The sequence below is a fragment of the Burkholderia sp. CpTa8-5 genome, assembly GCF_017815045.1.
Lineage (GTDB): Bacteria > Pseudomonadota > Gammaproteobacteria > Burkholderiales > Burkholderiaceae > Burkholderia > Burkholderia sola.
On the sequence record NZ_JAGIQD010000020.1, the window covers coordinates 20,102 to 34,685 of the forward strand.

A 14,584-nucleotide genomic window follows, 5' to 3' on the forward strand; every position below is an offset into this window, starting at 1 on the left:
TAGTACTAGACCTACATGAAAGCCATTCAACTTAGACCTCGTCCCATTCTTTCGAATGACTTACTTCGGAACAATATCGCCTGTTTCCCGCAGTTGCTGCCGCCCCGCAGCAGCGATGCGCGACAGCGCGATGGAAACGTCCGTGCGTCGTCTTTCGACGCGAGGCCCTTACTAACAGGTACTTAAATGTCCAAAAAAGCACTTTCCATTCTGATGGCGACGGCAGGTCTCCTCGCCGCGGCCTCGTCGGCTCAGGCAGCCGACGGCACGATCACGATCACCGGCGAGATCACCGCCCAGACCTGCAACATCTCGGGCGACGGCGGCGGCAAGGATTTCACCGTCACGCTGCCCAACGTGTCGACGTCCGCCCTCGCTACGCCGGGCTCGACGGCCGGCCGCAAGCCGTTCCGCATCAACCTGACCAACTGCTCGCCGAATTCGGGCAAGGCGTCGGTGTACTTCGAGCCGGGCACGACGGTCAACGCGCAGACGGGCCAGCTCTTCAATGCAACGGGTGACGCGAAGAACGTCGAAGTCGGCCTGCTGAACAAGGACGGCTCGAAGATCGAGCTGGGCAAGGCGCAAGCGCAGCAGAACTCGCAGATCGTGGATATCACGGGCGCCGCAGCCGAGCTGAACTACTTTGCGCAATACGTCGCGACCGGCGGCGCGTCCACGGCCGGCACGGTCAATACGTCTGTCATGTACTCGGTCTCGTACCAGTAACGCGGTCTGCCGACCGGCGGCCCGGGCACGCGAAGCAGTGGCGCTGCACGGGCCGCGTCCGACCAACAGTGAACTGTCCATCTACAAGGAGAACTCAGCGATGGGAATGCCAATGAACTTGCGTTTGAGCGTGGGGGCCGCAGCGCTGATCGCGTCGCTGTCCGGCCTGAGCACCGCGGATGCAAGCGTCGTGATCGGCGGAACGCGCGTGATCTATCCGGAAAAGGAGCGCGAGGTCACGGTCAAGCTGACCAACGAGGGCGACCGGCCTTCGCTCGTCCAGGCATGGGTCGACGACGGCCACGCGAACGCGCTGCCGGACGACTCGAAGGTACCGTTTACGCTGACGCCGCCGTTGTTCCGTCTCGATCCGAAGAAAGGCCAGAGCCTGCGGCTGATCTATACGCAGGAACCGCTCGCGCAGGACAAGGAATCGCTGTACTGGCTCAACGTGCTCGACGTCCCGCCTCAGGCCACCGGCGATTCGAATGATCCGAACATGCTGCAGCTCGCGTTCCGCACGCGCATCAAATTGTTCTTCCGCCCTGCGGCACTGCAAGGCGTCGCCGACGAATCCGCGGAGAAGGTCACCTGGAATTTCGCGCCGAAGTCCAGCGGCGGCTATGCGCTGCAAGCGACGAATCCGACGCCCTACCACGTGACGTTCACCAAGCTGGTCGTCAAGTCCGGCGGCGCGACCTGGACCGACGACAAGGGCGGCATGGTCAAGCCGGGCGCCACCGAACAATTCGACGTCGGCAATGTGCCGTCGCCGTCCGGCGCGCCGATCGAGGTCGACTACACGTTCCTCAACGATTACGGCGCCGCCATCGAAGGCCGTTACGCGCCGAAAAAGGCGCACTGACACCGCCCGACCGTTCCCGACTCAACCCGTTGCTGACCGGCGGTGCGGCACTCGCACCGGCGCAGGCAGACCGTCGCTCGCGTTATGACGATGCGGCATCAACACATTGAATTCATGCGAGCGAATCATCACATTCAACCACTGGAGTCTCCGCGTTTCGCGCTCAAGCCGGGCTATCTGCTCGTCATGGCGGCGCTCGGCGGCTGGACGGCCGGTGCATTCGCCGCCGACGCGTCAGCCGCTCCGGCGGAGCCCTTCGACGTCGCGCAGGTTCAGTTCAATGACACGTTGATGATGAAGCCGCGCGGCCAGCGGCTCGACCTCGATCGCTTCGCGAAAGGCAACCCGGTTCCGGCCGGCGAGTATCTGGTCGACCTCTACGTGAACGAAACGTGGACGGGCCGCTCGACGGTACGCTTCGATGCACCGGCAGGCGCGGTCAGCGCGACGCCGTGCTTCGACCGCACGCTCGTGAGCCGGCTCGGCCTCGACAGCGAGACGCTGACCGATGCAGCGCGCGCCGAACTGGCGCGCGTGCAGGCCGGCGAGTGCACGGACGTCGCCAGTCTGGTGGCCGGCGCCACCGTTGAGTTCGACATGTCCGAACTGCGGCTGAACGTGAGCATTCCGCAGGCATCGCTGCTGCGCAATCCGCGCGGCTACGTGAGTCCGGAACTGTGGGACAGCGGCGTGCCAAGCATGACGCTCAAGTACGACGCGAACGTGTTCCGGAACATGTCGTCCGGCTATGACAGCACGCAGGCCTATCTCGGGTTGAACGCGGGCGCCAATATCGGCAACTGGCATTTCCGCCACAACGGCTCCTACAGCGCGCAATCCCAGGGGCCGAGCCGCTACCGGAGCCTCAACACCTACCTGCAGCGCGACCTGCCCGCATGGCGCAGCCAGCTGAAGATCGGCGAGACCTATACCGACGGCACGCTGTTCGAGAGCGTCGGCATTCGCGGCGCCACGCTCGAGACGGACGACCGGATGCTGCCCGACTCGATGCGCGGCTATGCGCCGATGATCCGCGGCGTCGCCACGAGCAATGCGCACGTCGAGGTGTCGCAGAACGGCGCGCTGCTGTACGAAACCAACGTCGCGCCCGGCCCGTTCGAGATCAACGACCTGTACCCGACCGGCTATGGCGGCAACCTGCTCGTCACGGTCACCGAGGCCGACGGTAGAAAGCACAGCTTCACGGTGCCGTATGCGGCGGTCGTGCAGTCGCTGCGCCCCGGCCTCTCGCGTTTCGGCGTCGCGGTGGGGCAGTTGCGCGAGTCGCTGCTCGAGCGTCACCCGAATTTTGCGCAGGCCACCTATCAGCGCGGCATCAGCAACCTGCTGACCGGCTATGTCGGGGCCATCGTCGCGGAAAACTATCTGGCCGGGCTGGTCGGTGCCGCGTTCAACACGCCGGCCGGCGCGTTCGCGGTCGATGTCACGCAGGCGAGCGCCCGCATCCCGGGCGTGTCGGCCACGAGCGGCCAGAGCGTGCGCGTCAGCTACAGCAAATCCGTCGAAGCGACCGGCACCAACATCGCGGTCGCCGCGTACCGCTACTCGTCGCGCGGATACTGGGGCATGCGCGATGCGATGTATGCCCGGGAACAAGCGGCAGCAGGCCGGAATCCGGGCGACGTGTACCGGCAGCGCAACCAGGTTCAACTGACGCTGAACCAGACGCTCGGCGAAGGGCGCGGCACGCTGTTCGCGATCGGCTCGTCGTCCAGCTACTGGAATCGGCAAGGCACGACCACGCAGTTCCAGGTCGGCTACAACAACAGCCTGCGGATCGCCGGCCTCAACGTGAGCTACAACCTGTCGGTGTCGAGGCAGCGCGACGGCTATTCCGGCAACCTGAACAACCAGGTCTACGCGAACGTGACCATCCCGCTCGGCCGGCGCTCGTATGCGCCGACGTTGAGCTCGAGTATCGCGCACGACAACCGGGGCGGCACGACCGGCCAGATGTCGCTGGCCGGCACGCTCGGCGAATCCGGCGCGCTCACCTACGGCTTGAACACCACCACCGGCGGCGGCACGACGTCGGGCGGCGGCAACGTGCAGTATCGCAGCCCGTTCGCGACTCTCTCGGGCAGCGCGGCCGGCGGCAGCGGCTACTCGAGCGTATCCGTCGGCGTATCGGGCGGCGTCGTCGGTCATGCGGGCGGCGTCACGCTGGCCAACGATCTCGGCGATACCGTCGCGATCATCGAGGCCAAGAACGCCGTCGGTGCCCGTGTCACCAACGGCACGGACGTTCGGATCGGCCGGCGCGGCTATGCGGTGCTGCCGTATCTGACGCCGTACAAGATGAACACGATCGAGCTCGACCCGAAGGGCATTCCGCTCGACGTGGAGATGCTGACGACGAGCCAGCAGGTCGCACCGCGCGCGAATTCGGTGGTGAAGCTCAAGTTCGGCACCGTCAGCGGACGCGCGGTGCTGCTCGGGATTCATCAGCCGGACGGCACGCCCATTCCGTTTGGCAGCGCGGTGGTCGACGAGGAAGGCAATTCGATCGGCATGGCGGGCCAGGGCGGCACGGTATTCACGCGCGGCCTGAATGACTCGGGTGTGCTGACCGCGAAATGGGGCAACCGCGCCAATCAGGCCTGTTCGTTCTCCTACAGTTTGCCGACGGAGCGGAGCAAGCATGCCGCGTACGAGCGGATGGACGCGAAATGCGACTACTCGCCGATCAAGGCCCGGCCGTAAGCCGTTCCACATGCGGCCGACTCCTTCGAACACACAATTTTTACGGTGAGGTTTCATGAAGTTCACCCCACGCAGATTCGCCATTCATCTTCTCCGGCTGCTCATCGTCTGGTTGATGCCGGTGGCATGCGGTATCGGCATTGCGCATGCGCAATACTGCAAGTTTGACACCCCCCCCAATGGGATCTTCTGGCCCTACGGATTCGTCAAGGGAGGGAAACTCGTCATTCCGCCCAATTTGCCGAACGGCGCCGTAATTGGAACCGCGACCCAGGACATTTCGTACAAGTGTGACGCCAATCCCGGCGGATGGGAGTTCAGGTTCGCGCAGTATTACTACCCGACCGACATACCGGGGGCCTTCAACACCGGCGGGTTGACCGGCTCGAATACTGTTCACTATTTGTACGTTGGCATCCGCACGACGAACCTGGATACGGGTGAAGTCATGATGGCGAATACCGCTCTTACTCAGCCGTGGGGGCCACCAATCGGTCAGACCGGGGCTACCCAAGGCGTGCTGAGGATCAAGAAAGAGCTGATCAAACTGAGCGACAACATCTACAACTATCCTAATGCAGTCCTGTTCAACATGACTCAATACGACTCGGAAATACAAGCATTCAACAGGAGCACCAATCAACTGAAAGGGTATTGGAGATCCTATTGGTGGGACACCGGGAACATCGCGCTCACGCCGGTCAGCTGTACCGTCCTGACGAACAACGTGAACGTCCCGCTGCCACCGGTCGCCGCCAGCAAGCTGAACGCGGTCGGCATGACAGCCGGCGATCGCGACTTCGCCATCAGCCTGTCCTGCAAGGCCGGTACGAACCTCTACGTGACGCTGACGGACCTGACCGATCCGGGAAACATGAGCAATGCACTCACGCTCACGCCGGACGCCACGGCGAAGGGCGTCAAGCTGCGGATTCTCAGGAACGGCCAACCCGTCAGCTACGGTCCCGATTCGTCCGCGGTCGGCAACCCGAACCAGTGGTACGTCGGATCGTCAGGGTCGGTCAGCAGTATCCCGCTGAGCGCGCAATACATCGCGACCGGCGTCGTATCCGGCGGGAAGGTCAAGGGCGCCGCGACGTTCACGTTGAGCTATCAGTGAACGCGTCGCACTCGATCAAAGCAATTCGGCAGTGCGCCGGCCGCAACCCAGTTTCACGCAGCCGGCGCGCTCCATCGGTCACCGCCCGATCGGTGACCGGAATAAGCTTCTGATTAGCAGTCCGACAGGACTTCATCGGAAGGTGCTTATCGGATGAACTCGACATGCCGCACGCACGGCCAGTCCCGGCGAGCAGGCGGCACGACGACGGAGTCCGCGTTTTTTCAACCAGTACTCGAGGAAATTGATATGAAACTCGCACTCTCCAGCATCGCTGCTCTCACCGTCGCTGCCGCAGCCATGATGCCGGCCGTCTCGCACGCCGCCGACGGCACCATCACCATCAACGGCAAGATCGGTACGCAAACCTGCACGATCGACGGCAACGGCACGGGCGGCAAGGACTTCACGGTCGCGCTGCCGAAGGTGTCGACGACGTCGCTCGCCAGCGGCGGCGCGACGGCCGGCCGCACGCCGTTCAAGATCGGCCTGAAGAACTGCTCGCCGGCCACCGGCAACGTCTACACGCACTTCGAACCGGGCACCACGGTCAACTCGACGACCGGTCAGCTGCTCAACGCATCGGGCACCGCGAAGAACGTCGAAGTCGGCCTGCTCAACGGCGACACGACCAACATCGGAGTCGGCAAGGCCGATGAAAACTCGAAGGCCGTCGCGCTGAAGGACGGCGCTGCGGACCTGCCGTACTACGCCCAGTATGTCGCGACGGGCGGCGCCGCGGGCCAGGGCACGGTGAACACTTCGGTGATGTACTCGATCATGTATCAGTAAAGTCCACGATCCGGCGCACGTCCCGCGCGCCGGATCGTCACCGGGGCGCGGGGGTGCGCCCCTTCTCCCGCATCCTCGGCAGACCAGCGGCCATCGATCCGCCCGCCGACGGCATGGTCGTTCAAGCAGTCGTCACTGCATCTCACCTCGTTCAGGATTCCCTCACGAACCCGGCCGGAAACGCTCACGCCGGGCGCCATGCAATTGGCCGGCCCGGTTCCGGGTCCGCCCCCACGCCTGCAATCATCCAGGAGTCGGCACCGAAGCGCCTTCGCGCCTCACGTGTACGCCGTGCCGCCCTTCGGCTCCTTCCACAAATTCGAACTCGTCCAATATCCAAACGTGCTCAGCGGAACTACTTTTCACCTGTTCTAGAAAAAAAAGGTGATCTGGTGACCCGCAGTTATTTCATCTCGGCCCGCGCGCGCGTCCGCCTGTATGTCGCACATTCGGCCCTGCTCGCAGGCGCGGCGATGTCGCGGCTATGCGCCCGTGATTCGGGGCGTCGCGACGAGCAACGCGCACGTCGCGGTATCGCAGAACGGTGCCGTACTGTACGAAACCAACGTCGCGCCGGGGCCGTTCGAGATCAACGTCGCGGCGGCGCAACCGGACAGATGTCGGTAACCGGCACCGTCGGGCAGTCCAATACGCTCTCGTACGGCGTGAATGCCAACACTGGCGGCGGCTCAACGTCCGGCGGGGGTAATGTGCAGTACCGCAGCCCGCTGGCAACATTATCCGGCAGCGCGAGCGGCGGTAGCCGCTATTCGAGCGTCTCGGCAGGCGTATCGGGTGCACTTGTCGGGCACGTCGGCGGCATCACGCTCGCTAACGATCTCGGCGACACGGTCGCGCTCATCGAGGCAAGGGACGCAGTGGGTGCACGCGTCACGAACGGCTCGGACGTCCGGATCGACCGACACGGCTACGCGGTGCTCCCGTACTTGACACCGTACCAGATGAACACCATCGATCTCGATCCGAAGGGGATTCCGCTGGACGTCGAAATGCTGTCGACCAGCCAGCAGGTTGCGCCACGGGCGAATTCGGTCGTGAAGGTCAAATTCGCGACCACCACCGGCCGAGCCGCGTTGCTCACGGTACGCCAGCCGAACGGTGCACCGGTTCCATTCGGGGCGACCATTTCCGATGCGCAAGGCAATTCGAAAAGCGTAGTCGGACAAGGCGGCAACCTGTTCATGCGCGGTGCGGACGATTCCGGCACGCTGGTTGCGAAATGGGGTAATCGCTCTACGGAGTCGTGCACGTTTTCCTATCAGCTACCCGTTCATATTGGCAAGCGTGAAGTCTATTCCCGTTTCGAATCGACTTGTAATTACAGCCCACGCACAAACGCGAAACAAACTAGTTCGGTCGCGAATAGCGCCCCGGCAATTGAACAGCACCCCATGGATGAAACGTCGGCTGGAAATTGGCTGACCACGAATCCTGATCGAAACATCGATGCCAAGGCAAACGACAGATAGTCGTCAACACAGCTCGAAATTCACATGATTAAAATTCGCAAATCAATTATTGTCTTATTGATGGGACTCGTCAAATTCGCCCATTCTGCCCCCCTTCCCAATTGCCCAGGAACTGGCATTGGCGAATGGCATATCCCCATTAAAAATGTCAGCATTCCGCTCAACGCGGCAAACGGATCTGTCATTGGAAGCGGGACGTATGAGCTGCAGTACAACTGTCCGGCCAACATACTCAGCCCGGGTGGATTCAGATTCGACTTCAAGACCGACCCGGGCTACGTGGAAACGGAGTATCCCGGGGTTGTCAGGTTGGCTGATAATTTGGCGACAGACGACTTTCTTCGCTCCACGGGACTTCGACTCATCAATGCCGAAACAGGGCAAGTGATAACGGGATTCCTGCAAGGTTGGGCGCCATGGGGCCCCCCTAGCAGCACATCCACCCGTCCCTTTTCCGGAACACTGAAAATCAGATTTGATTTAATCAAATTAAATGATCTTATATACAACGTATCATCAGTCTATGTCGTACATAGATTTGGAAACCTCAGAAGCATAAACAACCACCTCGACTCCAACGATCCAATGCTTAACGGCGGCATATTCCTATGGAAGCTCATGCCTTTTATCAACGCAAAAATCACGCAGATGCCCCAAAGCTGCACTGTGACGACCCCTAACGTCCTGGTGCGCTTACCGCCGACCGCCGCCAGCAAATTGAACACCGTGGGTACAACTGCGGGCGACACCGGCTTCAACATCGGGTTGTCTTGCAAAACGGGGACGAACGTATATGTCACGTTGACCGATTTGACCGATACGGGCAATACCGGCAACCAGTTGACGTTGACGCCGGACTCGACGGCGAAAGGCGTGAAGCTGCGCATCCTGAAAAACGGTCAGCCGGTTGGCTACGGTCCCGATTCGGCCGAAATCGGCAACCTGAACCAGTGGCTGGTCGGCCCGTCGGCATCAACGACCAGCATCCCGTTGTCTGCGCAATACATCGCGACTGACAAGGTATCGGGCGGAACGGTCAAGGGTGTCGCCACGTTCACGATGAGCTACCAGTGAGCGCATAGCACGCATCGCTCAGTCATTCGGATGAACGCCCGGTAGCCCATCACATACGGCCGGCGTTCTTCGAAAGCCACCGCTCCATCGGTGGCCGAAACTGGCCTTCTGTTCGCAGATCGGCCTGAAGAACTGCTCGCCGGCCACCGGCAACAACGCATCGGGCACCGCGAAGAACGTCGAAGTCGGCCTGCTCAACGGCGACACGACCAACATCGGAGTCGGCAAGGCCGATGAAAACTCGAAGGCCGTCGCGCTGAAGGACGGCGCTGCGGACCTGCCGTACTACGCCCAGTATGTCGCGACGGGCGGCGCCGCGGGCCAGGGCACGGTGAACACTTCGGTGATGTACTCGATCATGTATCAGTAAAGTCCACGATCCGGCGCACGTCCCGCGCGCCGGATCGTCACCGGGGCGCGGGGGTGCGCCCCTTCTCCCGCATCCTCGGCAGACCAGCGGCCATCGATCCGCCCGCCGACGGCATGGTCGTTCAAGCAGTCGTCACTGCATCTCACCTCTTTCAGGATTCCCTCACGAACCCGGCCGGAAACGCTCGCGCCGGGCGCCACGCAATTGGCCGGCCCGGTTCCGGGTCCGCCCCCCACGCCCGCAGTCATCCAGGCAATCGGCACCGAAGCGCCTTCGCGCCTCACGTGTGCTCCGTGCCGCCCTTCGGCGCCTTCCACAAATTCGAACTCGTCCAATATCCAAACGTGCTCAGCGGAACTACTTTTCACCTGTTCTAGAAAAAAAAGGTGATCTGGTGACCCGCAGTTATTTCCTCTCGCCCCGTGCGCGCGTCCGCCTGTATGTCGCACATTCGGCCCTGCTCGCCGGCGCGGCGATGTCGTCGCCGTCAACCGCGCAAGTCACGGGCGGCGGCCCGCAGCGAGCCGACGGCATTGAACTCGAAGTCGCGCCGGGTGAATATTCGACGCACGAGGCAGGCAAAGAGGTGCTTTCCGCGATCAACGGCGGCATCCTGACGACCAGCGGCCGGACCCGCGTTTTTTCGACCGGCAACGGCGCCTCGGGTGTCTCCGCGTGGGGCAGCACGTCGCGCATCGTCCTCCGCGATACCGAAATCCGGACCCGCGGCGGCTCCAGCGCCGGCATCGAACTTCGTAACGGCGGCAACGCATCCGCGGAACGCGTGTCCATCGATACCGACGGCGACTATTCGCATGGCGCGTCCGTCGACGGCACCAACGCGCGCCTCACGCTCTCCGACAGCGTGATCGTGACACGCGGCAAGGAAGCGCATGGCATCACGGCGATCCTGGCGCCGGGCGGCACCATCGACGTGGCTGATACGCTGGTTCGTACCAGCGGCCTGTTCGGCGTCGGCCTGTCCATCAGTTACGGTGGTGTCCGCGCGACACTGACCCGCACCGATATCCGCACGGACGGCGACTATGCGTCGGTGCTGTTCCTGCCGAGCGCCTCCACGGTTGCATTCAGCGACTCGCACCTCGAAACCGCCGGCGACTACGCGCTCGGCGTGGACACGCGCGAGGGCAGTGTCGAACTCGCGGGCACCCGCGTCATCACGCACGGCAAGAGCGCGCACGGGCTTTATGCATCGAAGGAATACACCGATACGCCTGCCATCGATGCAACCGATACGTTCGTGACCACCACCGGCGAACGCGCGATCGGCGTGATCGCCCGCCTCGGCGGCAAGATCGCGATGACACGCGGCGGAATCACGACAGACGGCGAACGCGCGCGCGGCGTGATGTCGGCCGGCACGGACTCCGTCGCGTCCCTCGTCGACACGAGCGTCGAAACCCACGGCAAGGAAGCCGCCGCGCTTTATTCAAGCGCCGGCGGCACGATCGACCTGGTGCGGAGCAGCGCGCGCGCGACCGGCGACGGCGCCCATGCAGCGGCCGTCTACGGCGGCACGCTGACGATCGACGACGGCTCGCTGATCAGCGAACGCCACGGCGCGATCGACGCGTCCGACGCGATCATCACGCTGAAGAACGGCACGCGCGCCATCGGCGGCAACGGCACACTGCTATCCGTCCACGCGGAGTCCGGCGCCCCCGTGCGCCTGACGCTCGACACCGGCTCCCGTGCCGACGGCGACATCGTCAACCAGCCGACCGACGACGGCAGCCCGACGGATGCCGTGACGGACGTCTCGCTCGCCAATGCATCCGTATGGACCGGCGCGACCGACATGGTCCGCACGCTGTCGCTCGACACGAACAGCCGCTGGACCGTCACCGCCGATTCGACGGTCGGCTCCGTCGCGCTGAACGATTCGACGATCGCGTTCGCCGCGCCCGCGGCACGCGGCACGCCGACACCGCGCACACTCGTCGTGACCGGCGACTATGCGGCCCGCAACGGCCGGCTCGTCCTCCATACGACGCTGCAGGACGACGCATCGCCCACCGACCGCCTCGTGATCGACGGCGGCCACGCGTCGGGCGACACCGGCATCGTCGTCAAGCGTTCCGGCGGCGACGGCGCGCCGACGACCATCGGCATCCCGCTCGTCGAAACCCGCAATGGCGGCACGACCGACGCGTCGGCCTTCACGCTCGATGCGGGATCGGACGGCTACCGGCACGGCTTCGGCACGTTGTCGGCCGGCGGCTATGACTACATGCTCAAGCGCGGCGGCCAGGGCGGCCGGGAGGACGACTGGTATCTCGTCTCCGCGGCAAAACCCGTACCGCCGGAACCGCCGCAGCCGCCTGAACCGCCGCAGCCGCCCGGCCCCGTCGATCCCGATCCGCCGATCAGCCCGGAAATCGTTCCGCCCCCTCGCACTGCTGCCCCGGAGCCCGATGCGTATCTCGCGAACGCCGATGCTGCGTCGATGATGGCAATCCACACGCTGCATCAGCGCGACGATCGCTCGCTGCGCACCGAAGCAGCCGGCCCGTTCGACGGCGCGGTCTGGCTGCGTGCCGAGGGCCAGATGACGTCGATGTCGGGCGGCAACCGCAGCGTGTCGGGCAACGGCCGCCTGATCCACGCGGGCGCCGACCTGCTCCGCTTCAATGACGGTCGCGGCGGCAGCATCCGGGTCGGCGCGATGGGCATGTACGGCAGCCAGACGAACTGGTCGACGCGCCCCCTGTGGAACGCGATCGAGCACCGCGTGATGAACGCCACCGCGCGCGGCAGCGTCTCCGGCTACAACGTCGGGCTGTATGGCACGTGGTACGGCAACCGCGACATCCTGACCGGTCCCTATGTCGACGCGTGGTTCATGTATGGCGCTTATGCGAACAGCATCGGCGGCAGTCTGGCTGCCGACTCGTACCGGTCGCGAACCGTCACGGGCTCGCTCGAAACGGGCTATTCACTGCCCTTCTACGAGCGAGGCGACACGCGCTTCTTCGTCGAACCCGAAGCGCAGCTCGTCGTGTCGGACTATCGCGCGGACGCGCACGCCACGCCCGGCGGCCGGATCGACGGCCAGGGCGCCACCGACGTGCTCACCCGCCTGGGCGTGCGCGTGCATGGCATCACCGCGATGCCGCATGGACGCGAACTTCGGCCGTTCATCGAGGCAAACTGGTGGCACGGCCCCGGCTCGCGCTCGCTGGCGCTCGACGGCAATGCGTTCTCGTTCAGCGTGCCGCGCGACCGGGCAGCCGTGCGAATCGGCGCGACCGGCCAGTTGAGCCGTCACTTCTCGGTATCGGCGAGCGTCGGCGTGGAAGGCAATTTCTCCGACTATTCGGTGGTCCGTGGCCAACTCTCGGCAAAATATCGCTGGTAACGCCGCATCGACCGTCGGCGGGGCGCGAAATCCGTGCCCCGCCGAATTCCGCTATACTTTGCCGACCTGCCGCCCATGGCGGCAGTCGGAAGCGCGCCGATTTGCTGACTCGATTGCGGGCGCGCGAACCGGCCGGGGCTTGATGCGTCGATGCATCGTTCCCCCGGCGGTTCACTACAAATGCGGCTAAAGAGGTCGTCAGCCGCGCACCTTCGCCTCCGCGCCTCGCCGACACCGTTTAGCCGCCCAGTCATAAGGCGGAACGAATGGAATCGATCGGCATCGTCGCTCCACAGACCATGCACTTCGCCGAACCACTGCGCTTGCAAAGCGGCAGCGTGATCGGCAACTATCAGCTCGTCGTCGAAACGTACGGCGAGCTCAACGCCGCGCGCTCGAACGCGGTGCTCGTCTGCCACGCGCTCAACGCGTCGCATCACGTCGCCGGCGTCTACGCGGACGATCCGCGCAGCACCGGCTGGTGGGACAACCTGGTCGGCCCCGGCAAACCGCTCGACACCAACCGCTTCTTCGTGATCGGCGTGAACAACCTCGGCTCGTGCTTCGGCTCGACCGGCCCGATGAGCATCGACCCGTCGAGCGGCAAGCCGTACGGCGCAAAATTCCCGGTGGTCACCGTCGAGGACTGGGTGCACGCGCAAGCGCGCGTGGCCGACGCGTTCGGCATCGAGCGCTTCGCCGCGGTGATGGGCGGCAGCCTCGGCGGGATGCAGGCGCTCGCGTGGAGCCTGATGTATCCTGAGCGCGTCGCGCACTGCATCGACATCGCATCGACGCCGAAGCTGTCCGCGCAGAACATCGCGTTCAACGAGGTCGCGCGCTCGGCGATCCTGTCCGATCCCGATTTCCACGGCGGCGACTACTACGCGCACGGCGTGAAGCCGAAGCGCGGCTTGCGCGTCGCGCGGATGATCGGCCACATCACCTACCTGTCCGACGACGACATGGCCGAGAAATTCGGCCGTGCGCTGCGCCGCGCCGACGGTGCGCTCGATGCATACAACTTCAGCTTCGATGTCGAATTCGAGGTCGAGTCGTACCTGCGCTACCAGGGCGACAAGTTCGCCGACTACTTCGACGCGAACACGTACCTGCTGATCACGCGCGCGCTCGACTACTTCGACCCGGCGAAGGCGTTCGACGGCAACCTGACGGCCGCGCTCGCGCACACGCAGGCGAAATACCTGATCGCGAGCTTCTCGACCGACTGGCGTTTCGCGCCGGCCCGCTCGCGCGAGATCGTAAAGGCGCTGCTCGACAACAAGCGCACGGTCAGCTACGCGGAAATCGACGCGCCGCACGGCCACGATGCGTTCCTGCTCGACGACGCGCGCTATCACAACCTGCTGCGCGCGTATTACGAACGAATCGGCAACGAGGTAGGCGCATGAACCAGCAAGCCCTGAACTCCCTGTCCGCCCGCGCGGACTTCCGCACGATCGCGCGCTGGGTCGAACCGCGCTCGACGGTGCTCGACCTCGGCTGCGGCGACGGCTCGCTGCTCGCGCTGCTGATGGAAGAACTGGACGTGACCGGCTACGGGATCGAGCTGAACGACGCGGGCGTGCTCGCGAGCGCGAAGAACGGCATCAACGTGATCCAGCAGAACCTCGAGGACGGCCTGCGCCTGTTCGAGGACCACAGCTTCGACATCGCGATCCTGTCGCAGACGTTGCAGACGATTCACCAGACGGCTGCGATCCTGCGCGAAACGGCGCGCGTCGGCCGCGAGTGCATCGTGTCGTTCCCGAACTTCGGCTACTGGCCGCACCGGCTGTCGGTGCTGAACGGCCGGATGCCGGTGTCGAAATCGCTGCCTTACCAGTGGCACAACACGCCGAACGTGCGGGTGCTGACGATCGAGGATTTCGAGGCGCTGGCGCCCGAAGTGGGCGTGACGATCCTCGACCGCGTCGTGCTGCACGACGGCCAACCGATTCGATGGGGAGCGAACTGGCGTGGTAGTCTTGCTGTCTACCGCGTCAAGCGCAGCTGAGCCGGGGAGCCGTTGACGGAAGAT

10 protein-coding genes are annotated in these 14,584 nt (G+C 64.2%); all 10 read left to right on the forward strand.

Annotation, left to right across the window (positions count from 1 at the left end; genetic code table 11):
* Positions 1-186: 186 nt before the first annotated feature.
* The 10 genes from J8I35_RS25355 to metW all read left to right on the forward strand — a co-directional run bounded on the left by J8I35_RS25355 (position 187) and on the right by metW (position 14,560).
* Positions 187-729, forward strand: a complete 543-nt coding sequence (locus tag J8I35_RS25355; protein WP_209927542.1) for a fimbrial protein — start codon at positions 187-189, stop codon at positions 727-729.
* Positions 730-841: 112 nt separating this feature from the next.
* A complete protein-coding gene (locus J8I35_RS25360) occupies positions 842-1,594 on the forward strand; it encodes a fimbria/pilus periplasmic chaperone (protein WP_245170418.1) in 753 nt (250 codons plus the stop codon).
* Between the two features lie 114 nt (positions 1,595-1,708).
* Complete coding sequence (locus J8I35_RS25365) at positions 1,709-4,318, forward strand: fimbria/pilus outer membrane usher protein (RefSeq protein ID WP_209927546.1); 2,610 nt, start codon at positions 1,709-1,711, stop codon at positions 4,316-4,318.
* A gap of 55 nt (positions 4,319-4,373) precedes the next feature.
* Entirely contained in the window at positions 4,374-5,438 is a 1,065-nt protein-coding gene (locus J8I35_RS25370) for a fimbrial protein (protein WP_209927548.1), read from the forward strand.
* A gap of 249 nt (positions 5,439-5,687) precedes the next feature.
* Complete coding sequence (locus J8I35_RS25375; protein ID WP_209927550.1) at positions 5,688-6,230, forward strand: fimbrial protein; 543 nt, start codon at positions 5,688-5,690, stop codon at positions 6,228-6,230.
* Positions 6,231-6,622: 392 nt separating this feature from the next.
* The gene (locus J8I35_RS34680; protein WP_348522281.1) at positions 6,623-7,720 is read left to right on the forward strand and encodes a fimbria/pilus outer membrane usher protein; all 1,098 of its coding nucleotides are present in this window, start codon (positions 6,623-6,625) and stop codon (positions 7,718-7,720) included.
* A 24-nt stretch (positions 7,721-7,744) separates the two neighbouring features.
* Positions 7,745-8,794, forward strand: a complete 1,050-nt coding sequence (locus tag J8I35_RS25385) for a fimbrial protein (RefSeq protein ID WP_209927552.1) — start codon at positions 7,745-7,747, stop codon at positions 8,792-8,794.
* 845 nt (positions 8,795-9,639) lie between these two features.
* Positions 9,640-12,543, forward strand: a complete 2,904-nt coding sequence (locus J8I35_RS25390; protein ID WP_245170419.1) for an autotransporter outer membrane beta-barrel domain-containing protein — start codon at positions 9,640-9,642, stop codon at positions 12,541-12,543.
* Between the two features lie 266 nt (positions 12,544-12,809).
* On the forward strand, positions 12,810-13,955 hold the full coding sequence (locus J8I35_RS25395; RefSeq protein ID WP_209927553.1) for a homoserine O-acetyltransferase: 1,146 nt from the start codon (positions 12,810-12,812) through the stop codon (positions 13,953-13,955).
* Entirely contained in the window at positions 13,952-14,560 is a 609-nt protein-coding gene (metW, locus tag J8I35_RS25400) for a methionine biosynthesis protein MetW (RefSeq protein WP_009689331.1), read from the forward strand. The genes J8I35_RS25395 and metW overlap by 4 nt, the downstream gene beginning before the upstream one ends.
* The last annotated feature ends 24 nt before the right edge of the window (positions 14,561-14,584 follow it).